General features: G+C 28.4%; 27 protein-coding genes. 2 read left to right on the forward strand and 25 right to left on the reverse strand.

Annotation, left to right across the window (positions count from 1 at the left end; translation table 11 throughout):
* Positions 1-19: 19 nt before the first annotated feature.
* The 18 genes from KHQ81_13140 to KHQ81_13225 all read right to left on the reverse strand — a co-directional run bounded on the left by KHQ81_13140 (position 20) and on the right by KHQ81_13225 (position 14516).
* Positions 20-1273, reverse strand: a complete 1254-nt coding sequence (locus KHQ81_13140; GenBank protein ID QVK17777.1) for a hypothetical protein — start codon at positions 1271-1273, stop codon at positions 20-22.
* Between the two features lie 122 nt (positions 1274-1395).
* Positions 1396-1791: an ATP synthase F1 subunit epsilon gene (gene atpC / locus KHQ81_13145; protein ID QVK17778.1), complete on the reverse strand. Its 396-nt coding sequence runs from the start codon at positions 1789-1791 to the stop codon at positions 1396-1398.
* A gap of 12 nt (positions 1792-1803) precedes the next feature.
* Complete coding sequence (gene atpD, locus KHQ81_13150; protein QVK17779.1) at positions 1804-3225, reverse strand: F0F1 ATP synthase subunit beta; 1422 nt, start codon at positions 3223-3225, stop codon at positions 1804-1806.
* Positions 3226-3251: 26 nt separating this feature from the next.
* Positions 3252-4124, reverse strand: coding sequence for an ATP synthase F1 subunit gamma (gene atpG / locus KHQ81_13155; GenBank protein QVK17780.1), 873 nt, complete (start codon positions 4122-4124; stop codon positions 3252-3254).
* Between the two features lie 36 nt (positions 4125-4160).
* Entirely contained in the window at positions 4161-5669 is a 1509-nt protein-coding gene (gene atpA, locus KHQ81_13160; protein QVK17781.1) for a F0F1 ATP synthase subunit alpha, read from the reverse strand.
* A gap of 18 nt (positions 5670-5687) precedes the next feature.
* On the reverse strand, positions 5688-6224 hold the full coding sequence (gene atpH / locus KHQ81_13165) for an ATP synthase F1 subunit delta (GenBank protein ID QVK17782.1): 537 nt from the start codon (positions 6222-6224) through the stop codon (positions 5688-5690).
* A 3-nt stretch (positions 6225-6227) separates the two neighbouring features.
* On the reverse strand, positions 6228-6752 hold the full coding sequence (gene atpF / locus KHQ81_13170) for a F0F1 ATP synthase subunit B (GenBank protein ID QVK17783.1): 525 nt from the start codon (positions 6750-6752) through the stop codon (positions 6228-6230).
* A gap of 60 nt (positions 6753-6812) precedes the next feature.
* Positions 6813-7100: an ATP synthase F0 subunit C gene (gene atpE / locus KHQ81_13175; protein QVK17784.1), complete on the reverse strand. Its 288-nt coding sequence runs from the start codon at positions 7098-7100 to the stop codon at positions 6813-6815.
* 27 nt (positions 7101-7127) lie between these two features.
* The gene (locus KHQ81_13180) at positions 7128-7853 is read right to left on the reverse strand and encodes a F0F1 ATP synthase subunit A (GenBank protein ID QVK19642.1); all 726 of its coding nucleotides are present in this window, start codon (positions 7851-7853) and stop codon (positions 7128-7130) included.
* Positions 7854-8039: 186 nt separating this feature from the next.
* Complete coding sequence (locus KHQ81_13185; protein QVK17785.1) at positions 8040-8435, reverse strand: ATP synthase subunit I; 396 nt, start codon at positions 8433-8435, stop codon at positions 8040-8042.
* Between the two features lie 15 nt (positions 8436-8450).
* Complete coding sequence (locus tag KHQ81_13190) at positions 8451-8747, reverse strand: AtpZ/AtpI family protein (GenBank protein ID QVK17786.1); 297 nt, start codon at positions 8745-8747, stop codon at positions 8451-8453.
* 12 nt (positions 8748-8759) lie between these two features.
* Positions 8760-9407 (reverse strand): uracil phosphoribosyltransferase, encoded by a 648-nt coding sequence (gene upp, locus KHQ81_13195; GenBank protein ID QVK17787.1) that lies wholly within the window; start codon positions 9405-9407, stop codon positions 8760-8762.
* A 168-nt stretch (positions 9408-9575) separates the two neighbouring features.
* Entirely contained in the window at positions 9576-10820 is a 1245-nt protein-coding gene (locus tag KHQ81_13200; protein ID QVK17788.1) for a serine hydroxymethyltransferase, read from the reverse strand.
* Between the two features lie 15 nt (positions 10821-10835).
* On the reverse strand, positions 10836-11282 hold the full coding sequence (gene rpiB, locus KHQ81_13205) for a ribose 5-phosphate isomerase B (protein QVK17789.1): 447 nt from the start codon (positions 11280-11282) through the stop codon (positions 10836-10838).
* A gap of 143 nt (positions 11283-11425) precedes the next feature.
* A complete protein-coding gene (locus KHQ81_13210; protein QVK17790.1) occupies positions 11426-12307 on the reverse strand; it encodes a DUF3137 domain-containing protein in 882 nt (293 codons plus the stop codon).
* A gap of 56 nt (positions 12308-12363) precedes the next feature.
* Complete coding sequence (locus tag KHQ81_13215; GenBank protein QVK17791.1) at positions 12364-13173, reverse strand: hypothetical protein; 810 nt, start codon at positions 13171-13173, stop codon at positions 12364-12366.
* Between the two features lie 126 nt (positions 13174-13299).
* Positions 13300-13785 (reverse strand): hypothetical protein, encoded by a 486-nt coding sequence (locus tag KHQ81_13220; protein ID QVK17792.1) that lies wholly within the window; start codon positions 13783-13785, stop codon positions 13300-13302.
* A 5-nt stretch (positions 13786-13790) separates the two neighbouring features.
* On the reverse strand, positions 13791-14516 hold the full coding sequence (locus KHQ81_13225) for a helix-turn-helix transcriptional regulator (protein QVK17793.1): 726 nt from the start codon (positions 14514-14516) through the stop codon (positions 13791-13793).
* A gap of 308 nt (positions 14517-14824) precedes the next feature.
* On the opposite strand from KHQ81_13225, the gene clpP reads away from it, so the two are divergent.
* On the forward strand, positions 14825-15403 hold the full coding sequence (clpP, locus tag KHQ81_13230; protein QVK17794.1) for an ATP-dependent Clp endopeptidase proteolytic subunit ClpP: 579 nt from the start codon (positions 14825-14827) through the stop codon (positions 15401-15403).
* Positions 15404-15408: 5 nt separating this feature from the next.
* The gene (locus tag KHQ81_13235) at positions 15409-16167 is read left to right on the forward strand and encodes a methyltransferase domain-containing protein (GenBank protein QVK17795.1); all 759 of its coding nucleotides are present in this window, start codon (positions 15409-15411) and stop codon (positions 16165-16167) included.
* A gap of 475 nt (positions 16168-16642) precedes the next feature.
* On the opposite strand, the gene KHQ81_13240 is transcribed toward KHQ81_13235, so the two are convergent.
* The 7 genes from KHQ81_13240 to KHQ81_13270 all read right to left on the reverse strand — a co-directional run bounded on the left by KHQ81_13240 (position 16643) and on the right by KHQ81_13270 (position 23857).
* The gene (locus KHQ81_13240; GenBank protein ID QVK17796.1) at positions 16643-17533 is read right to left on the reverse strand and encodes a hypothetical protein; all 891 of its coding nucleotides are present in this window, start codon (positions 17531-17533) and stop codon (positions 16643-16645) included.
* A gap of 278 nt (positions 17534-17811) precedes the next feature.
* Entirely contained in the window at positions 17812-18036 is a 225-nt protein-coding gene (locus KHQ81_13245) for a cytoplasmic protein (GenBank protein QVK19665.1), read from the reverse strand.
* Positions 18037-18281: 245 nt separating this feature from the next.
* Positions 18282-19343 (reverse strand): hypothetical protein, encoded by a 1062-nt coding sequence (locus KHQ81_13250; protein ID QVK17797.1) that lies wholly within the window; start codon positions 19341-19343, stop codon positions 18282-18284.
* Positions 19344-19813: 470 nt separating this feature from the next.
* Positions 19814-20209 (reverse strand): hypothetical protein, encoded by a 396-nt coding sequence (locus tag KHQ81_13255; protein QVK17798.1) that lies wholly within the window; start codon positions 20207-20209, stop codon positions 19814-19816.
* Between the two features lie 98 nt (positions 20210-20307).
* The gene (locus KHQ81_13260; GenBank protein ID QVK17799.1) at positions 20308-21480 is read right to left on the reverse strand and encodes a D-alanine--D-alanine ligase; all 1173 of its coding nucleotides are present in this window, start codon (positions 21478-21480) and stop codon (positions 20308-20310) included.
* A 21-nt stretch (positions 21481-21501) separates the two neighbouring features.
* On the reverse strand, positions 21502-23100 hold the full coding sequence (locus KHQ81_13265) for a UDP-N-acetylmuramoyl-tripeptide--D-alanyl-D-alanine ligase (protein ID QVK17800.1): 1599 nt from the start codon (positions 23098-23100) through the stop codon (positions 21502-21504).
* Positions 23101-23104: 4 nt separating this feature from the next.
* Positions 23105-23857 carry an alpha/beta hydrolase gene (locus KHQ81_13270; GenBank protein QVK17801.1) on the reverse strand — a complete coding sequence of 251 codons (753 nt, stop codon included), beginning with the start codon at positions 23855-23857 and terminating at the stop codon, positions 23105-23107.
* Between the last annotated feature and the right edge of the window lie 130 nt (positions 23858-23987).

Genomic DNA, 23987 nt, shown 5'->3' on the forward strand with positions numbered 1-23987 from the left:
TATGAGAGTGAATTCCAAACTATTTATATAAATCTTCGTAAAAAAACAACAAAATTTCGTTTTTTGAACGGTCATCAGTTAACTTTGGTATTATTTTTTCATATGCGAATTTCCGATAATACCTATTTTTTTCTATTTTGAAACGAAAATATTTAAAAATATTTTTATTAGCTTCATTACTATATTCAATATATTTCTTTCCTTCATTATAAAACTCTTCTATTTGATCAGAATTATATTTTAGTTTAGTCATAATAATTAATATCATATTAATTGTTTGTAGCTTATTGCTATTGATTTTACAATGATGATACGCTGTAATAAAATCTTCTAATGCTTCTATATATAAGTTATCTTTAAAGCATCTAAAAGCCCAATTATAAAAGAGGGGATATTTAAATCTTTCTAAAGTTTCATCATTATCAATTATTTTAATTGCTTTATCAAAATAGTCTTTAGCCACAGTATGAGCATTAATTAAAAAATAATATTCAGATAAATAATTATAAACATGCATTAATCGTTTATAATTATTTGTATTTTTATAGTATACTTCCATTTCAGTACATAAGGGAACTGAATGATAATAATCATTTGTATGAACATAAACAGCAATAAGATAAGGACTGATTAATCCCTTATCAACATTAAATTCTTGATAAATTTCTTTTGCATCTATAAAATATTTTTTAGCTTTTTCAGTTTCTAGTTTATTTAAATAATATATACCTAGACACTGATTAACTAAGCCTTTAGTCACGCCATTATAAAAATCAATAAACTTTTCTAGTTTCATAATTGATTCGAAATCCACATTTTCAATTAAGTGTAATTTTATGATAAGTTTAATTAAAAATATGTACATTTCAGCGATAATATCATTATGAAAATAGACATGCATGATTTCTTTTTTTATGTTAAGTATTAAATCATCATCTATATACTCACTAGCATGTAGAACCTTTTCTATTATTTCATCAATAAATTTCATATGCGCTTCATGTTCTTTTTGATTCACTTGATAATAAATATCTAATTTCTTTAATAATGTATGATATATCGCATCTTCTTTAATTACGTCATTTTCTAACTTCGTTAAAGTGTGATAATGGCAAATACAATTATTTTCACAGAAATTTTCTTTAGTGTATGGATTATGTTCTATCAAAGTTGTATTTTTACACTCATTAAAATTCATTTTTCTTGTTTCTCTTATAATATAACCTAATTGTTTTTTAATATCTTCATCAAGAAAAAATTCTTTCAATTCCATTATCCTCACCTACCTTCTTACTAATTATACCAAACTTTATTATTTCGTTAAATAATAATGTTATCATAAACTAAATAATATTTCTAAGATACTAATAAAAAAGGCAACATTTGTTACCTTTATCATTGATATTTGCTTGCATTAATATTTTTAATTTGTTCCTTCAAGTCTCTCTCAGCCTTCGTAAAGTCAATATTTTTACGTTTATTCTCATCTAACCGCTTTTTACGTAAGTCCGCTAGATGTTTTAAAGCATTTTCATGATCCTTACCGATTTCAGCTTCTTGAGCAACTACATTAACAAGATTGTTTGAAAATTCTAAAAATCCACCAATAATCGTTACATATAACGTTTCATTATCTTTAATTAAACGAACATATCCAGGATTTATCGCAATCACAATTGGTGTATGGTCTTGCATGATTGCCTGTTCTCCATCACTATTTCGAACAATGATAATGGATGCATCTTCTTCAAACAATTTACCTTCGGGAGTCACAACATTAATTTTAATCATTGTTTACCTCCATTACTGAGCAGCTTGTATTTTTTTTGCTTTAGCAATAACATCATCAATTGTTCCTTGTAAATGGAATGCATCTTCTGGTAAATCATCATGTTTACCATCTAATATTTCTCTGAATCCACGAATTGTTTCTTTAATTGGTACATATGAACCTGGTTGTCCTGTAAATTGTTCCGCAACATGAGTATTTTGAGACAAGAACAGTTGGACACGACGTGCTCTATGCACAATTAATTTATCTTCTTCACTTAATTCATCCATTCCTAATATAGCGATAATATCTAGCAGCTCATTATATCTTTGTATAATTTGTTGAATACGACGAGCAACTTCATAATGTTCTTCACCAACAATGTCTGGAGATAAAGCACGAGAAGTTGAAGCTAGAGGGTCTACTGCTGGATAAATCCCCATTTGTGTCAATTTACGGCTTAAGTTAGTTGTTGCATCTAAATGACTAAAAGTCGTTGCCGGCGCTGGGTCAGTATAATCATCAGCAGGAACATAAACTGCTTGAATAGATGTTATAGAGCCATCATTAGTTGATGTAATTCGTTCTTGTAATTGTCCCATTTCTGTAGCAAGTGTTGGTTGATATCCTACTGCAGAAGGCATTCTTCCTAATAAAGCAGAAACTTCTGATCCCGCTTGAACGAAACGGAAAATATTATCCATAAAGAATAAAACATCTTGTTTTTCATCATCACGGAAATATTCAGCAATTGATAATCCTGTTAAGGCAACACGTAAACGTGCTCCAGGTGGTTCATTCATTTGACCAAAAACCATTGATGTTTTGTTTATAACACCAGAATCCGTCATCTCATGATATAAATCATTTCCTTCACGAGTTCTTTCACCTACTCCAGCAAAAACTGAAATACCACCATGTTCTTGGGCGATATTATGGATTAACTCTTGAATTAATACCGTTTTTCCTACTCCGGCACCACCAAACAATCCAATTTTTCCACCTTTTATGTAAGGAGCGAGTAAATCAATGACTTTGATTCCTGTTTCTAATATTTCTTCCTTTGTTGATAATTCTTCAAATTTTGGTGCTTCACGATGAATTGGATTACGCTTTATTTCACTAGATAAATCATCTTTGTTATCGATTGGTTTTCCTAATACATTGAACAATCTTCCTAATACTTCTCTTCCAACTGGAGCAGAAATCGGATTACCCGTATCAATAACTTCCATTCCTCGAACTAGTCCATCTGTAGAATCCATCGCAACACATCGTGCTTCATTATCACCTATATGAAGCTCAACTTCTAAGGTTAAGTCAATAGATACACCATCATTTTTATCTGCTGGTATTTCTATCCTTAATGCATTATATATTGCAGGTAATTCACCTTTGTTGAATTGAACATCAACAACAGGACCCATTACCTGTATAATTTTTCCTTTATTCATTTAAGGTTCCTCCTCTACTTGTAGAGTTACTTTAATGCAGCAGCACCACCGACAATTTCTGTTAGTTCTTGTGTAATCGATGCTTGTCTAGCACGGTTATAATGTAGTGTTAAATTATCGACAATGTCTTTAGCATTATCTGTTGCATTTTTCATTGCTGTCATACGGGCTGCATGTTCACTTGCTTTAGCATTTAATATAAATCCATAAATAATATTTTGGATATAAATTGGCATTAATGTATTTAGTACTTGTTGAGCTGAAGGTTCAAATTCATATAAGATAGTACTTTCTTCATTATCACCGTCAATATTATCTACAGGCAAGATTTTTTCAGAGACGATATCTTGTCTAATCGTATTGACATACTGATTATAATAAACTATGATTTCATCAATTTCTTCTAATACATACATGTCAATTAACTTTTGTATTAAATCAATAATATCAATAAATTGAACATCATCACGCAGATTAACCGCATTATTATTAATGATATGGACATCTTTATTTTTAAAATAACTATATCCTCTATTTCCAAGAATACCTAATACATAATCACTAGGTGAACCATGCTTCTCTTTCATATCTGATAGAAATTGGCGAAATAAATTGTTGTTATATCCCCCGGCCAATCCACGATCAGAGGTAATCAGTAAATATCCTGTTTTTTTAACTTCACGTTTTTGCAACATTTTATGACTAATATCTAAATTTGAATTTAATATTTGCGAAATAGTATTTTTGATACTTTTCATAAATGGATGATATTCTCGCATTGTTCTTTCTGCACGTCTTAATTTTGCAGCTGATACCATATGCATCGCTTTTGTAATTTGTGAAGTCTTCTTCGTTGCTTGTATTTTATTTTTAATATCTCTAGCTGTACCACCAGCCATTTTACCTCACCACCTTTTACTATGGTGTATTATTTTTTAGCTAATAAATTGTTTTTTGAATTCTTTTAATAAAGTATCCATTTTTTCATCAGCTGGCAATTTTTTTGTATCTTTAATTATATTAATAATTTCTTGACCAATTTCGTCTTTATCCATGTAATGATATAAATCTATTTCAAATTTACGAATGTCTTTAACATCAATATTATCTAAGTAACCATGTGTTAAAGCATATAAAATACTAGTTTGTTTTTCAACTGGTATTGTTTCATGTAATCCTTGTTTTAAAACTTCAACGGTTCTTTGTCCACGATCAAGTTTAGCTTTTGTTGATGCATCTAAATCAGAACCGAATTGAGCAAACGCCTCTAATTCACGGTAAGTTGCTAAATCAAGACGTAGTGAACCTGATACCTTTTTAATTGCTTTTATTTGAGCCGAACCACCAACACGTGAAACTGATAAACCAGCATTAATCGCAGGACGGACACCTGAGTAGAATAAATTAGATTGTAAGAAGATTTGTCCATCCGTTATTGATATTACATTTGTTGGAATATAGGCTGATATATCACCTGCTTGAGTCTCAATAATTGGTAATGCAGTTATTGACCCACCGCCTAATTCATCATTCAGTTTAGCAGCGCGTTCAAGTAAACGAGAGTGTAAGTAGAATACATCACCAGGATAAGCCTCACGTCCAGGTGGGCGTTGTAATAATAATGATAATTCACGATAAGCTATCGCATGTTTTGTTAAATCATCATATACAATTAATACGTCTTTTCCACTATACATAAATTCTTCTGCCATTGTAACACCCGCATAAGGTGCCAAATATAACAATGGAGCTGGCTGTGAAGAAGATGCAGAAACTACAATTGAATAATCAAGCGCATCATATTTTCTTAATGTTTCAACGACACTAACAACTGTTGATTCCTTTTGACCAATCGCTACATATATACAAATACAGTTTTGACCTTTTTGATTTAATATTGAATCTACAGCTACTGTTGTTTTTCCAGTTTGACGGTCACCAATAATTAATTCACGTTGACCTCTACCAATAGGTACTAAGGAATCAATACTTTTAATACCTGTTTGTAACGGTTGATGTACTGATTTTCTTGCCATAACACCAGAGGCTTTTCTTTCTACTGTTCTTGTTTTAGTTGTCTTTATTGGTCCCTCTCCATCTATAGGTTGTCCTAAAGGGTTAACAACTCGCCCAATTAATTCCTCTCCAACAGGAACTTCTAAAATTCTTCCTGTCCGTTTTACGGTGTCGCCTTCTTTTATTAATTTCGTATTACCTAATAATATAACCCCAACATGGCCAATCTCAAGGTTCAGTACCATTCCGTACAAATCATTAGGGAAAATCAATAATTCACCAGACATTGCATGATCTAATCCATGAACTAAAGCAATACCATCTCCAACTTTAATAACCGTTCCAGTTTCAGAGGTATCTAATTTTGTTTCATAATTTTTTATCTGTTCTTTAATCAGCGCACTTATTTCTTCTGGTTTTATTGCCACGTTGTTCACCTACCTTGCCTAAGTTTGTTTTAAAATATGTGATTTTAAATTTCGCAATTGATTTTTAATTGTATAATCCATAACTTCATGATTAATTGTTAAAAGCATACCTCCACCAATTGAAGGGTCAATTATATTATCAATTCTTATTTTATGACGATATTTAACTGATAATTTGTTTTTTAAAACTCCAATTTGATCTTCAGTTAATGGAATGGTTGTTTTAGCTTCAACGTCAATCACTTCATTATACGCATTATATAGTTTACTAAATTCTTTATTAATAAACTTAATATCATTAACTCTGTCATTTTCTATAATCACATATAAAAAATGAAGTAGTGTTGAATTTAGTTCTTTAAAGACATTGTTTACAATATCTTTTTTATTTTCTTTACTTAATTGTGGATGTGATAACAACTTTTCAAAATCTTTATTTTCTAAAAAAGCAGCTGAAATGATAATTAACTCTTCCTTTATCGATTCAACACTGTTTTTCTCTAATGACAAATCAAATAGGGCAGTAGCATATTCTTTAGTAAATTCTTTTCCCATCTACTATTCCCCTATCTCTGTAATAAATTTATCAATTAATTTTCGATTCTTTTTATCATCAATATTTTCATCCACTAATTTTTCAGCAGCAGAGAATGCGATATCTATTAATTCAGTTTTTAATTCTGCTTCAGCCTTCAAGCGTTCTTGCTCGATGTCTTTTTTTGCTTTTTCTAATTTATAAGAAGCTTCTTTTTCAGCTTCAGATATCATCATTTCTTTCGTTTCTAGTGCTTGAATACGAGCATTTTCAATAATTCTTCCCGCTTCATCTTTAGCATTATTTAAATCAGTAGTATATTCTTCTTTTAACTTTTCTGCTTCAATTCGTGCTTGTTTAGCACTCTCTAATTCTCCTACAATCACATCGCTACGTTTAGCTAAAAACTCACGCATTGGTTTCCATACCCATCGCTTTAATAAATAAAACAATATTAATGTAGCAATAACTTGCGTTAGAAATGTGATTGGATTTGGATACAATCCGCCTCGAACCAAGTCCGAAAGTTTTTCACTTAATTCTCCCACAATATGCCTCCTTTATTAACTCTATTTGAGGCTAATCCTCGATATAATTTTAAACTATAATTACACTACAAAAATTAAGATTATTGCTATAATTAATGCATATATACCTGTTGATTCAGCAACACCTTGTCCTACTAACATCATAGAACGGATAGGACCAGCAGCTTCAGGTTGACGTCCAACAGCTTCACATGCTTTACTTGCAGCAAGACCTTGCCCAATACCAGGCCCAAGTCCAGCTACCATCGCAATCCCAGCACCTAAATAAGCATACGCTTTATTATCGATACCAGTTGTAGCTAATACATTACTTGTAACATCTAATACATTTGTCAATAAATCTAACATTTAAAATTCCTCCTAAAATATTTTTTTTTATTGTTCTGATGCGGTTGAAATAAACACCGAAGTTAACAAGATAAACACGAAGGTTTGAATGAACCCCGCAAATAAATCAAAATAAACATGTAATAATGGCACTCCTATGAATGGTGCAAATAATTCACCATATTCAAAATTCATATGGAGGTATTTAAGAGATAAGGCATTAACCACCAATCCAATTCCACCATATAATAATGCCATTACAATCGTTCCACTTAGGATATTTCCAAATAAACGAAGAGATAACGAAATTGGAACAACTAATTCTCCTATGATATTCATAGGCGTTAATGGAATAGGTTTAAATAATGATTTAAAATGCCCCCATCCATTATACTTAATTCCATAATATCTAATTAAGAAAAAGGTAGTTAACCCAAAGGTTAAGGTAACTGTTAGATTAGCAGTTGGAGGAGGTGTAAATCCTATCAGACCAAATACATTTGCGGCAAATAAATACATCGCTAAATAGCCAAGATATGGTGCAAATGATTTAAACTTTTCTCCTAGCATGTCTACAGTAAAATTATCAATTGTTGTTACAAATATCTCCACAAGTAATAATAGCCCTTTCGGTTTTTTAAGTGGATCTGCTTTCTTTATTTTCCGGTTAATCACAAGCATGAGTATGATTAAAAATATGACAATAATAATAATTGACACGACATGTGGTACGATTACAAACGTATCACTCTCTACCCATTTAAGATGATACATTCTCTTTGTTTCATCATTTATCGTAACATTCTCATACTCAAAAAGTAAATTCACAACAAAACCTATTATAGCAACTACTAAAAAGAAACCAAAAACGATTGATAAGATTGGAAGAATAACTGAAAATAATCGTTTGAATGGGATAACTTTTTTACCATGACTATTACTCAAGATTTCCCCTCCCTTCTACTTATTTTTATTTAACAATGAGTATATATAAATCGCAATTCGAACCGTTATAAAGCCTGATGCGACTACATAAGGGTTTAATTTATCATTGTTAAAACTTATAAATAATACAAAAGCATAAATCATCAATCTAACTGCATAATTCGTAAAAGAACCTGCAATGGCATTTTTACTATCAGCTGTTATATTGGCAATATTATTTTTTAATAAGTTAAATGCAAAAATATTGGTCATCGCACCTAATAAATAACTGATTGGTAGACTATACCAAGGTTGTTCAGATAAAAATATTATTGATACTAAACTTAATATGATAATTACAGAAATCATGATTACCCATGATATTCCAATTATTTTTTGATAAGTGGTATTAAAATCTTGATTATCACTCATTTAATAGGACTTCCTTTACTTTTTTCTATTTGCATCTTTAATCAAATTACGATAACTCGCTCCAATCCCTAAGAAAGTAAATAGGAGTATAAATAATGGTGAGGTCTTTAACTTTTGATCTAGCTTGTTTCCTAAAAATATTCCAAGAAAAATTAAAATAACAAGTGTCACTATAAATGAAACAATCATTTGATAATCAGATGCCAAACTTTTCATCTTATTCGTTTTTTTATCTAACACTTTTTTTTCGAGGTATTTTTCACTTAATTCCTCATAAGTATATTTTGCTTTTTCTTTATTCTCTTTATTCATATATATACCAAACTATTTTGTCCCAAAAATTCTATCTCCACAATCACCTAATCCTGGGACGATATATCCTTTTTCATTTAGCTTTTCATCTAAAGCGGCAATATATACGGGTACATCAGGATGCTTGTCCCTTAATACAGCTACTCCTTCAGGTGCTGCTACCAAGCATACAAATTTAATGTTTTTTGCGCCACGTTTTTTTACAATATCAACAGCACTTATGGCTGAACCACCTGTAGCTAGCATTGGGTCAACAATGATAACCAATCTTTCATCTAATTTATTAGGAAATTTTGCAAAATATTCAACAGGTTGTAGGGTTTCCTCATCACGATATAAACCAATATGACCTACACGTGCTGATGGTAACATTTGTAAAATACCATCTACCATCCCAAGTCCTGCTCGAAGAATTGGACAAATAACTAGTTTTTCTCCTGATAATTGCTTAGCTGTCATAGATTCTACAGGAGTCTCAATATTAACATCTTCTAAACCTAAGTCCCTTGTTATTTCATAAACCATCAATCCACCAATTTCATTGACAATTTTTCGAAACTCATTCGTACCAGTTTCTTTTTTACGGATTTGTGTCAATTTATGGGTAATTAGGGGATGGTCTATAACTAATACTAAATTGTCATCTTTAATACTATGCATTTACAACTCTCCTTTTTATTTAAACAACAGTATAATTCTATCAAAATTTGGCTCAAAATACCATAATTTTGATTGCTTTTTTTCGATAAATTACAAGGGATTTATATATTAACTAATTATACTGTTGTTTTATATAACACACTTGAGATTAAGATATAAAACTACTATTTAAAATTTGGGATATAGTGGATAACGTTCAGTTATTTTTTTAACGCGATATCTTTGAACATCTATATTGTTATTATCCTCTTTATTTTTCAAAGTTTCATACATTATGTCTGCGATTTCTTCCATATCAACTAATGTTAACCCTCTAGTAGTTAAAGCAGGTGTTCCTAAACGAATACCACTAGTCACAAATGGTTTTTCATTATCAAATGGGATCATATTTTTATTCGTTGTTATTCCAACTTCGTCAAATAAATGTTCTGCTTCTTTTCCTGTTACATTAAAACTAGATTTCACATCAACTAATACCATATGATTATCAGTTCCACCTGAAACAATTCTAAATCCTTTTTCTTTTAAACTATCAGATAATTTTTTCGCATTATCTTTTACCTGTTGCATATATTCCTTATATTCAGGTTGTAATGCTTCATAAAAACTAACTGCTTTAGCAGCAATAACATGCATTAAAGGACCACCCTGCATTCCTGGAAATACTGCTTTATCTAATTCTTTAGCATATTTTTCTTTTGTTAAAACAATTCCACCACGAGGACCACGTAATGTTTTATGCGTAGTTGATGTTACAAAATCAGCATATGGTACAGGGCTCATGTGAAGATTAGCTGCTACTAGACCAGCTATGTGTGCCATATCAACCATAAAATAAGCACCCACTTCTTGAGCAATCTCGCTAAATTTTTTGAAATCAATTTCTCTTGGATAAGCACTAGCGCCAGCTACAATCAATTTTGGTTTTTTCTCTAATGCAATTTGTCTCACATTTTCATAATCAATTGTTTCTGTTTCTTTTGATACACCGTAACTTATAAATTGATAACTTTTCCCTGAAAAGTTTAATGGATGACCATGCGTTAGATGACCACCATGGGCTAAATCCATCCCTAAGACAGTATCGCCATGATTTAAAATCGTCATATATGCAGACATGTTAGCTTGAGAACCCGAATGTGGTTGAACATTAACGTGTTCGGCATTAAATAATTTTTTTAGTCGATCTCTTGCGATATCCTCTACCTTGTCAACATTGACACATCCACCATAATAGCGTTTGTTCGGATAACCTTCCGCATACTTATTTGTTAATACAGACCCTTGTGCTTCTAAAACTGCTTCTGATACAAAATTTTCTGAGGCAATCATTTCTAAATTTCTTCTTTGTCTTTCTAACTCCAATTTTACGTTTTCAAAAATTATCGGATCTTTTTCCTTTAATACACTCATATACTTTCCCTCCAATTATTTATTTAAATTTTCATAGGTTGTTATTTTACCTACCCGTCTTTCATGCTTTCCACCTATAAAATCAGTACCTAACCAAGTCTTAACGATTTCTTTTGCGACTTCAAGACCGGTTACTCTACCACCTAAACATAATACATTACTATTATTATGCTCTCTTGTTACCTTAGCTGAATAAATATTTTCGATGAGTGCTGCTCTTATCCCCTTAACCTTATTACTAGCAATACTCATACCAATCCCCGTACCACACACTAATATTCCTCTATCATATTCACCTTTTGCGACTTTTTCACTAACAATAATCGCATAATCTGAATAATCGCAACTGATTGCTTCATCAGTTCCAAAATCAGTATATTCTATTTTCATTTCATCTAATATTTGTTTAATTGATTGTTTTAGATCATAACCAGCATGATCACTTCCAAGTGCAACTTTCAATTATATTCACCTCTATCTATTATTATCGTTGTAATTATACCATATTAAACACTTTTAATTAACTATTTAGACTATTTTTCCTTTGAAATGAAAAATATAACTAAAGCGTCCAAATAAAAAGATTATGTTAGAATACATAATCTTTAATTATTAATATAATCATTAATATACTTTGTTATTTCATTTATTATATGATTTAATTTATGATATTCTTTCAATTGTTTATCAATACATTCCTGATTTAACTTTTTAAAAAATCCAAATTGAAATAAATTCTTTCTATTATGAATTCCAATTACTAATTCTTTATCCATAATGGTTAAATAAAACCCTTTTTTATACTCTTTTTTTATTTCTGAATACAATTTAACTAATTCCTCAGTAAAATACTTCTCTGCTAAATAGTCTTGGCTAGTAAAAAAACGAATATCACTAAATCGATTCGCAATACCGCTTTTATATTGATGAGTATCTATTTCTAATTTTTTATTTTTTTCAGCCCTACCTTTATCTCTTAATTGAACAAAACCATCAACCTTTTGATTTGTTTGAAAACTAATATACGTTCCCGAAAATACATCATATGAACTTTGACCTGTTGATACAATATCATATATAAAACTAAAACGTACCGGAATATGATTTACATTACCCTTCACAATTTTAAAAGATTTAAAAGAACCATAACGACTAATGATGAGACTTCTAATTACTTCTTCTTTCATAAAAACATCATCCGTCATTTGATAATCAATACTGACTTGTCTAAGCATGTATGGTAGTAGTTCTTCTTGTACCAATTTATTTATTTTTTTTGAATTTTTAACTATCACTATAATAGCGATTATTAAACTAGCAGTAACTACACTACCAAATGCTAGCAATAAAAATGTTACCTTTTGAGCATTAAACAAACGATACACAAGTAATAAAAATAACATACAACTAATAATAAGCAACACTATAATAGTATTCCATCCATTTTTTTTATATTGATCAATCTTTTGATAAATTTCTTCCAACATCTATCTCGCCTCCCTATTTAATATTATACCATTAATTTTCCAATTATTGAAATTCCTTATTTATAACATTTAATAAAATTTACTACCATATCATTTATTTTTTCAAATTCGTCTTTTTTAAATTCAAAGAAAGATTGATTAATTTTTTTAAATATTGGTTTTCTAAAGAAACTGATACGATTTGATTTAAAAATCATCATTTTATGATTTAAAGAAGCGTATGATTCTAACTTTGGATATTTTAATATCACTTGTTTCAATCGATTAAATAAATCAAGATTAAGTACTTGATGGCTTTTATTATATACTTTATAATCTCTAAAATTTAATTCATTCAATTCTTTACAACAACCTAAATAAAATTTCTTTTGACAAATAATTAAATCTTCTTCATTTTTTATAGGTAAAACAATAATATAACCTTTAAATTGAACTATTTTATTTAACAAAGAACTTTTATAATATACTTGTGCATCATAAAACCAATATTCATTTAAAGAATCCTTCATATGCACAAGATGGTTAATGTTTATCTTACTATCATAATCAAAAACATTTATTAAACTCCCCTTAAATTCTCTTGGTGTTATCTCATAATGAAAATTAGGACTAATTGATTTAAGCAGTAAAGGTATAAATTCTTGAGAATATAATATACTATAATCCTTTCCTACTTTCACTTCAATAAAATATATTAATATTACCAATACTATTACATTATCAAATATAAGTAAAGCATATAACCATTCCTCTTTTGTCATTATATGATTTATTAACATAACTAACATGAAAAAAATGAATGCACTTAAAAATAGAATATTTCGTAAAATCCGGATCCTATTTAACCGATAAAAAATATCTCTCAAATAACCACCTGTTTCTTAATTTCTATTTTTATTATATTTTCAATAGAAACAAGAGGTGATTATTCAATAACTTCATAAAATAAAAAAAACATCAAATATTTTTTCATAATATTTGATGTTTCATTATTATTGTAAACAAAAGATATATCGCATAAGAATATCGTTTAATGAAAAACTCTCTTTTTTACGAATCTTATGGATACGCACTATCACATCTTTAATCGCGTATTCTTTATCAATCATATCTAAAGTATTCTGAATAATTGCTTTTTTACTTTGATTTTTATAATTTATTAAATATGTAAACATCTTTGCTTCAAGTTTTTTTCTGTTTTGATTAATATTTTGTGTTAATAGGTGATCCTCTATATCACTATAATGATAACTTAAAAATAGACAGAAAAGGTCTTTATAATGAGGGGCAATTATATGATAAAACTCATTAATTGTCATCTCTTCTAGTAAAGCATTACTTAGTTCATTATCATCACTTGTTTCAACACGCGCAATTTTGTCATGATATCGATCTAAGATATATATATCATAATGTTTTGACGTCTTTTCAATTTTTAATTTTGGATTGAAATCTAAAACAATCGCTGTTTTTTTCATGCTTATCATTCCTTTTCTTTATCTGTATTTTTAATTTCATTATACTTTTTAAGCAAATCAACAACTTCTTTTTGTGAGATATTCGTATATCCTAATTCCGACAGAGACTTTTTAAGTGCCCCTAAATCAATTTCATTTTGTTTTTTAGTACTATTAACAAATTTCTCATATTTATCTTTATATTCCTCAAAATTCAAATTTGGTTCATCAAACACTTCATTCAACAAAGCTTCTCTACATTTATCTATATCTGAATTAAAACGTGGATCATCAAACTGAATTAAAACATATTTTTTACCAATATAACTTAGTAAAGAACGATAAGACTCTTCTTTAGTAATATTCTCCATAAAGATAGCGAATGATTCTAATAAATCTTGATCTAATTTTATTAAATTTTGAAAATACTCCACTATTTTAAACAGTTCCATTTTCTTTTCGTGTTCTATATTAAATAAGTTGTCAATACTTTCTTTTGTAGACTTAACAATCCCCATCCGTTTTTTAATAGTTTTGGCATTTCTTATAAATGCATCATCATATATTTCATCTCTTGTCTTACATTCAAATAAAAATAATATATTGTCAAAATATTTTTGGGGAATTTTCGGTTCTTCTAATGTCTCATCTAAATAATTATTTAAGTATTGTCTTGAAATGCCAAGATAATCCGCTAATTCTTGTTGTGTTATGCCAATTTTTTTTAACACTTCACGGAAATTGGTACTCATTTAACCACCTACTCACGTGTAATACTATTTACATTAATTATATCAATATATCGTATGATGTCAACTACTTTACATTAATTTCTTTGGTCTACTTGTTTTAATTTTCAAATGTTACAATCATTATCATATTTATTATATACTATTAAAATATCATAATTTATATATATTATGCTTACCTTAATCATAAAAATGAGAATATTATTGTTAAATACAACTTTTTCCCTAATTTTTACATTTTTTTCAATTGTTGTTTTGTATGATTCATGTTAGAATCTAATATATAAATTTAAAAGGAGGCTACTTAATCTATGAATTTAGTACCAACAGTAATTGAACAAACCGGAAAAGGTGAACGTGCGTATGATATTTACTCTCGTTTATTAAAGGATAGAATTATATTATTAAGTGGTGAGATTACAGACCAACTCGCTAACAGCATTATAGCTCAACTTCTATTTCTCGCTAGTGAGGATAGTGAAAAAGATATTCAACTCTATATCAATAGCCCTGGAGGCGTTATTACAGCTGGTATGGCTATATACGATACCATGGAATATATTAAACCAAATGTTTGTACTATTTGTTGTGGTATGGCTGCTTCAATGGCATCGTTTCTTCTTGCTTGTGGAGAAAAAGGTAAACGTTACTCATTACCAAATAGTGAAATCATGATACATCAACCATCAGGTGGAACACAAGGACAAGCAACTGAAATAAGAATTGCAGCTGAACGAATTATTAAAATAAAAAATAGAATGAACAAAATTCTGGCTGAAAAAACAAATCAACCCGTTGAAGTCATTGAACGTGATACTGAGCGTGATTATTTCATGTTTGCTGATGAAGCCTTAGAATATGGTATCATTGATAAAATCATTACGAAATAAAAAATATGATTATAAAAAATGAAACATTATTCAATAACTTATTAAGAGATAGTGAACAAACATTTAAAGGGTGGGACTTTTCTTATTTAAATCAAAGTAGTCGAATGGTAGAATTTCCTTTATCATGGAATTATACTATTGAAGTTTTAAGAGAACTTACAGAAAGTAAATCTTTATTAGATATGGGTACAGGTGGTGGAGAGTTTCTATCGACCTTACCACTTCCTAAATACACTTGTGCTACAGAGGGATACCCACCAAATGTTCAAATCGCAAAAGATCGCTTAGAACCACTCGGTGTTCATGTTTATCAGATAGAAGATGATAATAGATTACCATTTGATGATCATTCTTTTGATTTCATAATAAATCGTCACGAAGCCTTTAGTTCAAAGGAACTAAAAAGAATACTTTTACCCAATGGATATTTTATTACCCAACAAGTGGGGGGAAAAAACGATCAAGAATTAAATAGCTTATTAGAATCAGAAGAGAGTATCTATGCCTCATGGAACTTAGATGAAGCGATTAATAAACTACAAGATGAACATTTCACGATACTTAAACAAAAAGAAGATATAACAAAAACCCGATTTTATGACATTGGTGCCATTATTTATTACCTTAAAGCAATTCCTTGGCAAATTCCAGATTTCTCTATTGCAAAATATAGAAATCATTTAATTAAAATTCATAATATGATAAAAGAAACAGGCTACTTAGATATTACTTGTCATCGTTTCTTTATCATCGCAAAAAAATAAACGTTCATAATTGAACGTTTATTTTACTTTTATTAATTATATTTAATAATACTTTAAAATAAGAAAACAACCCCCCTGTTTCATTCAATTTTTTTCAAAAGATTTACCACATAGATTATTGTCTTATATTAGCAATCTAAACTTATTATATCATTTAACTACTATTTTCTTTAGATGATTATTATTTAAACAACACTAAGCAATGCAAGTACTGTTTTTATCTCTCTAGATAGTAGTAATAAAGGTACAGATAAAACCAACTACAACAAAGGTTATTGGTTAATTTAGGTTTATTTAATTGTAGGTCTTATAGCCTAACCTTTTATCAATGACAGGTGTAGCAAGTTGACATATACAAAAACAATAAAAAAACATTGCCTCTGTATTTGCAACTAAGTCAGTAGTATATGACTTGATTGCAGTGGCAATGGTTTTGACTTTTATGAGTATTGAAGAAAGTTTTTACATTCATACATTAATTAGCTTGTGGATCAAATATTACATTATTAACATCAAAAATCTTTATGAAATTCTTTTTCTTTATATACTTACTTAACTCAAACTTATTCTTCTGAATAAATTTTATTTTCCGTTTATATTGAATTACATATTCTTCATCAAGTGCTATTTCATCTAAGACTCCAACTATGTCCTGACCGTCTATATTATAATAATAAACATCATTTATATATACATTAAAATACCCTGCCAATACTACTTTGATAATAAAGTGCTTATTTATATTTATGTATAAGCAATTACCATTAATAGTACATTTGTTGTCATAATAAGGGTCTAAATCATAAACTAGTTCTTCCAATGAAAGTGGACCTGCTGGATGTCTTGATACAAACATTTCAATAAAGTACTCATCTAGTATTGATTTGTTATTGAAATATTTAGCTATTAAATTAAATGTAAGCACCTTACTTTTTTTAAGTGTAAAAAACTTGCCTTTTTGTCTTCTGTTTAAGAGCAAATGTGCTAAATCATAATAAATATCACCTTTATTTGGTTTGATATTCTCAAGCATTTGATACCCTAAATCTTCATATTGATCTTTAATCATAAATCCATGGAGTATTAAAGTATAGGCAGTGAAAAAATAACTTTTTAAAGTATAATTATTTTCTTTTACTACAGAATCAATATACTTAGACCATGTATCTTCATAAAAATCAATATCATAATTCACATTACCGTATATACAGCCACCTTCAATATATATGTACCAAGCATATACAATAATAGTAGCCAGTATATCATCGTCATTATTAATTGAATACTTACTAATCAAATAATTAATTATTGACATGAAATCTTTTTTATTTTCATAGTCCTCAATTACTTCATCAAAATAAAGCACCTTATCACCACCCCTTATATTAAAGTATACCATATTATGGGATTTATAAATATATCTACAATTCAATAATATATGCTAGAAATAATGAAAACCATTGCCACTGCAATCAAGTCATATACTACTGACTTAGTTGCAAATACAGAGGCAATGTTTTTTTATTGTTTTTGTATATGTCAACTTGCTACACCTGTCATTGATAAAAGGTTAGGCTACTTGACCATTGAAGATTAATAGATGTTAAAAGCACCTTATCCAAACCAGTGTTGGTTTATTTTTTTCTAAAATTTTTTTGTTAAAGGATAACCACTGCTTTTACTAATTATTGAGTCTATATTACAATAAGGATACAGTGCTGTATCACCATCTCTATCTTCAATCCAACCTGTAATTCCTTTTGGATTAAAGATTTCAAGACAATAAAAACATCCACACAAATTATCCTTTTCTAACATTTTCCTATTTGATGTACAAAATTGATGTGCTGCAATTGGATTTTCTTTCAATTTTATCTCCCCCCCCAATATGAGGTTTGTATATATAAATTTTAACATAATCTTCCAATTAATACCTACATCTCTTCTAATTTTTCAATGTTGCTACTTATAACATGACACCAATAGGATGTATAGCAAGTTGACCTATGTATTCACAATAAAAAACCATTGCCTGTGTTTGAGCAACTGAGATGATGTAGATGGTTGCAAGTGTCAATAGTATTTTATATATACTAAATAAATTTAATATTATTTCACTGATCATGTAATTTTCCTTTGATATCAAAAGGGTAAATAAACCCATGACTCCATGTACCAACTAATATTAAAGTATCATCAGGACTAAATGAAACATAGCATGTATATTGATTTTCAATTTGATCTAATAATTTTAAAGTTGCTAAATCATATATCTTGATTCTATTGGTTGTTGCTACAGCCAAATATTTACCACCATTAGAAATATTAAAATGTTTAATGTTCCCATCTAATGAAATTTCAATCGCGTTCTTTTCATAAATTTCCTTTAAAGTTTTAACTTTTTCTTCATTTTGATTTAACTTTTCTCTAAGTTTTTTAGATGAGTTCAAAACATCGAAAAAACTTATTTTAGTTGTATTTAATGATAAAGGGCTTAACTTATTCAGTATTTTTCTGTAGTTGTTAGATATAAAAAGAATATTTTTACTTGCTAAACTATTAACAATAAATTTTTTAGTTAATCCATGATATATGAAAGTGTTGAAATCATGCTTTAAATCTATTCTTTTGAACTTGCTTTGATTTTCATCATATTCAACTACAAACTCTACATTTCTAAACTTACCTCTTTCAAATCCAGTAAATACATATTTATCTTTTTCACTAATATACCGCGCACCATTAAATACGCAATTCTCAGGACTGTAGATTATTTCAGTTTCTCCACTTTCAATATTTATCTTCGAAATATATCCCAATAATTCATTTGTATAAACTGTATTGTAAATAAACTTATTATCTTTTGAAAAACAGAATTCCCCATCTTGTGGTTGTCTTGTTTTTCTAATATATATTTTATTTATTAAATTCATGTTTTCTAAGTCATATACAACAAACTTGCGTTCTGCACTCTTTGACACTAATCTTTTACTATCAGATGAAAATTTAATTTGATTAGCATGTTTTACATCTTTAAATACTGCTATTTGATCAAAAGTTATTGTGTCATGTATATATATTGATGCTCCACTAGTTCTTGCTATATATTTACTGTCATTTGACATTATGATTTTATACGATTTATTGAATTTTTTAATATATTCATCACTGTTCATTGTATCCCTATCCCCTTATTTAAACTGTACATATACTTATTTTTTTACCATGTTTTACTCATTTATTATAACATAAAAAATTAACATAGTAGCCACAAAAATAAACTAATAAGTAACATATTGCCCACTTACAACCATCTACATTATCTCAGTCGCTCATATATAGGCAATGTTTTTTTATAATTCCAATTAGTCAGCTTACAATACATGGTATTGATAGATAGTTAGCCAATAGATAAAAATATTGGTTTATTCTTGAGTTTCATTGTTCCATTATCTATTACCTGAAAGCTATTCCTTGGCAAATTCCTGATTTTTCGGTTTAAAAATATAGAAATCAATTAATTAAAATTCATAAAATGATACAAGAAATAAGATACTTAGATATTACTTGTCATCGTTTCTTTATCATTGCAAAAAAATAAACGTTCTTGATTGAACGTTTATTTTACTTTTATAAATTATATTTTTTACACATGTATCTTAAAAGTTACCTTATTTAAAATTTCAACATCATCCTCTGTTGCCTTGTATTGCTTCATTGCTTTTATCACTGTATACACCTGTATATAATATTTAATTAAACGATAAAGATTAAAAGCTATTATACCAATAATTAATCCTGATAGTATTTTTGACTCCTGAATAAAGTATTTACCAAAATAAATACTTTCATCGTATCTGTTAATTTTATCATCTAAAATCACAAAAATAAAAGAAAATATTATAAAATAAGATACATATTTCATTGTATGATAATAAATTTCACTAAAATCTAACCATTTATTTAATGGTTTTCGATTAATAATCCCTTTTTTATACGCTACGACTAACGCTGTTAAAATCCTCCTATTATACTTACGCATCTTTATTCCTCCACTTCAATTACTATTCTAGCATACTATACATCTAATGTTAATGTTAAGAAATAATTACCACTATATTTAGAAAAAATTGAAATGGGTTATTTCATAAATTTACCTTTATTTAAATTTGTTGGAAGTGATAGTAAGTTTGTATCATAAGAAATAAGTTTTGAATTTTTGATACGATAAGTCTTTAACGCAAGTTTTATTAATCTTTCTATTAACTCCTTATACTTCAAACCTTTTGCTTTCCATAAATAAAACGCTAAAGAGCCTGGAATTGTATTTATTTCATTGAGGAATAAGATTTTATTCTTATCATCATATAAAAAATCAATTCTTAATACCCCTCTCGCCCCTATAACCTTAACAGCTTTTATCGCTACTTTCTGTATTTCTTCTTTTAGTGCATCACTGATATTTGCAGGCAGTTCTCGATTTGTAGATTCCATCCCTTTACTATTTTTATTACTTCCTCGTAAATACTTATCTTGATAACTTAAAATATCATCTTGTTGAATGACCCTTTCAACAACAGAAGCTTCTAAATTCGTACATTCCCCTAATACTGAACAATTTAATTCTACTAAGTCTTCAATAACTTTTTCCACAAGTACTTCAGTATCATACTGTACAGCATCTAATATCGCTTGATGAAGTTCTTCTCGATTAAAACATTTTTTTATCCCTACACTAGACCCAAGTGAAGCTGGTTTAACAATAAGTGGATATCCTATCTTTTCACAATTTTCAAATATATTAACTTCATTTTCATAAAAATCACTTTCATAAAATCCATAATAAGGTACACCACGAATCTCATTATACGCTAATAGTTCTTTCATTTTCCATTTATTTTGATTAATTGCTGAAGATAAGACTGAACTTCCTACATAAGGAATATCTAACATTTCAAAATAAGCTGATAAAGTTCCATCTTCACAATTTGATCCATGAACTACTAGAAAAATTAGATCAATGTCAAATAATTTCTTTATCTTTTTATTCGATATAGATAATAATTGATGTCTATTGTTTTTCTTATCAAATATAACTTTTTTCGCCACCATATTTAATTGATTTAAATCTTTAAAGAATGCGATATCCTTCATATTTTCATGATAATAAAAATCATTTTCTTTGGATAAATAGATAGTGATTGGATTATACTTTAATTGATTCATTTGTTCAATCATTTGTAAAGCAGTAATAATCGACACTTCATGTTCAACCGATTTTCCTCCAAACACTACACCAACATTTAAACGCAAGTTAAATCGCCACCCTTATCCTTAATTCTCACTATAATTATCAGGTAAGTCATTTTCAATTAAAACTGTAAAATTAGTTTTAAAATGGTCGATGATGTGTTTAAAACCTTCCTCATATTGATTTGTGACAAAAATGTTTTCTTCAGGAAATTGAATATCTATTAAAGCATCCCGAATTGGTTTTGTTTGTTTTCTACCTACTAAGACAACATAATCGCATATTTGAGCAATTTTTTCACCAAATCGATAATTATGATCATATTGTTCTCTACCTAGTTCAATCATCCCTGGTGTTATAATAATTTTCTTTTGATCAAAATGACTTAAAATATCTAATGCATTCGCACATCCTTCAATATTTGCGTTAAATGAATCATCTATCACATGATAGTTAGAGAAACTTTTTAATTCTAATCGATGAGCTACAGGTTCTAGTTGTTCAACTGCTACAATTATTTTTTTGATATTTATTTCTAAATAATCTGCTAAGGCAATTCCAGCTAGAATATTACATATATTGTGTTTACCTAGTAATTTGGTTTTAAACAAATATCTTTCTTTATTTGGAAATTGAACTTCAAAAGTAGAACCATACGTTCCATAATGAATATTTAAAGCATAATAATCGACATTAGATTGCTCAATACCATAAGTTAAAATTTTAATTTTATTTCTAACAATATAATTTCTAATATAGTAATTATCATAATTTAATATCGCTAATCCATCACTTGGTAATGATTCTACTAATTCAAACTTCGTATTTATAATATTCTTAATCGTGCGAAATGTCTCTAAATGTTGTGGACCAATTGAAGAAATAACCCCTATTTTAGGAAATACAATGTCGCAAAGTTCTTTTATCTCACCTACCCGGCAAGCCCCCATCTCACAAACAAAATAGTCATCAATATTTCTTAAGTATTCATTGACTGTTAAAGTTACTCCCATTGGGGTATTATAGGAGTTTGGTGTAATACACACATTATATGCTTTTTTTAATAGATCACCAATGATAAATTTTGTTGATGTTTTACCATAACTACCAGTAATCCCAATTACTTTTAATTCATTATTTTCTAAAATCTTACTTCTTGCTTTCATTATAAACTTATATTGAAAATATTTTTCAAGCGGTAGTGCTAATAATGATCCAATTAAAACTAAATCATAAACCAAAAAATTATTAATTAATAGATATATAAATATTATTTCACCTATATTAAATCTATTTCTAAGAACTAAATAATTAATCACAAATATAACAACAGCTAGAAATAATGTAAAGGAAAACATTCGTTTCATACGATTTGTGATTTTAAGTTTCTTTTTTTCTTGTTTATAATTGATAAACCACATCGTAATAATTCCTAAAACGAGTTCAAAATATAAAAGATATTTAAAAGAAATAAACAATATTAAAATAAGAGCAAGTAAGGATACAACCAATGGAATTAGTAATTTTTTATTCGTTTTATTTTTATAAAACCAATCTAAGTATTTCCCCAATTGATAATGTTCTAGTTGAAGTATAAAACAACTATACAAATATCTTTTAACCAATATGTAAAGATAAAGAATCGATGTACCTATCAATAGTAAATTAAACCATATATTCATTCCATCACCCCTTTTCTTTTAGAAAAACATCTAAAACAGATAAGAATAGATACCTATTTTCTAGATAAGAAAAATGACCTGCGTTTTCTATTTTAACAATTCCAGCATCACCTAACATCTTTTTCATAATATAAGCATCCTCTATAGGTGTTTCATTATCTTCTGTTCCCCAAATTAGTAACGTAGGACATATAATTTTATTCATTTCATGTCTTAAGTCCTCATTTACTACTTTAACTAAAATTTGTTTCATAAAATTATCTGCGTTTTTATAATCACTAGAACCAAATCTTCCGAGTAATTTTTGTTTGTATTTTTTTAAGAAAGGTATTGAAAAACATTTCTTCAATAATTTATAAGTATAAACCTTTAAATAATAGTTTAATTTTTTCTTGTGAACAATTCCAGCACTATCAATTAACACTAATTTTTCAACATGATTGTACATCGTAGTATACTTAATAGCGATTCGACCACCAAATGAATGCCCAATAATGATTAAATTATCCAGTTGATAATAATCAACTATTCCTTTTATGATATCTGCATAATCTTTTGTATTATATGGATAAGGTGGTTTCTCACTTAAACCAAAGCCAGGTAAATCAATATTATAAACTGTAAATGAGGTTGCTAAATGTTGACTAATTTCAGTAAATGCTTTTGTACTTTGTCCCCAACCATGTAATAATAAAATATTCATATCACCTTGACCACTTATTTCGACATTTATCTTTATTTGATTGATACAAATCATCTTATCACCCACTCTTTACTCACACTAAGTATATTCAATTTTTCTTTTTTTTTGACATATTCAACAAAAAAAAGCAAGTAATATTTACTTGCTTAAAATAATTTGTCGAAAAGTAATTAGATAGACTCTT

The organism is Mycoplasmatota bacterium, from assembly GCA_018394295.1.
Classification (GTDB): Bacteria; Bacillota_I; Bacilli_A; order Haloplasmatales; family Haloplasmataceae; genus JAENYC01.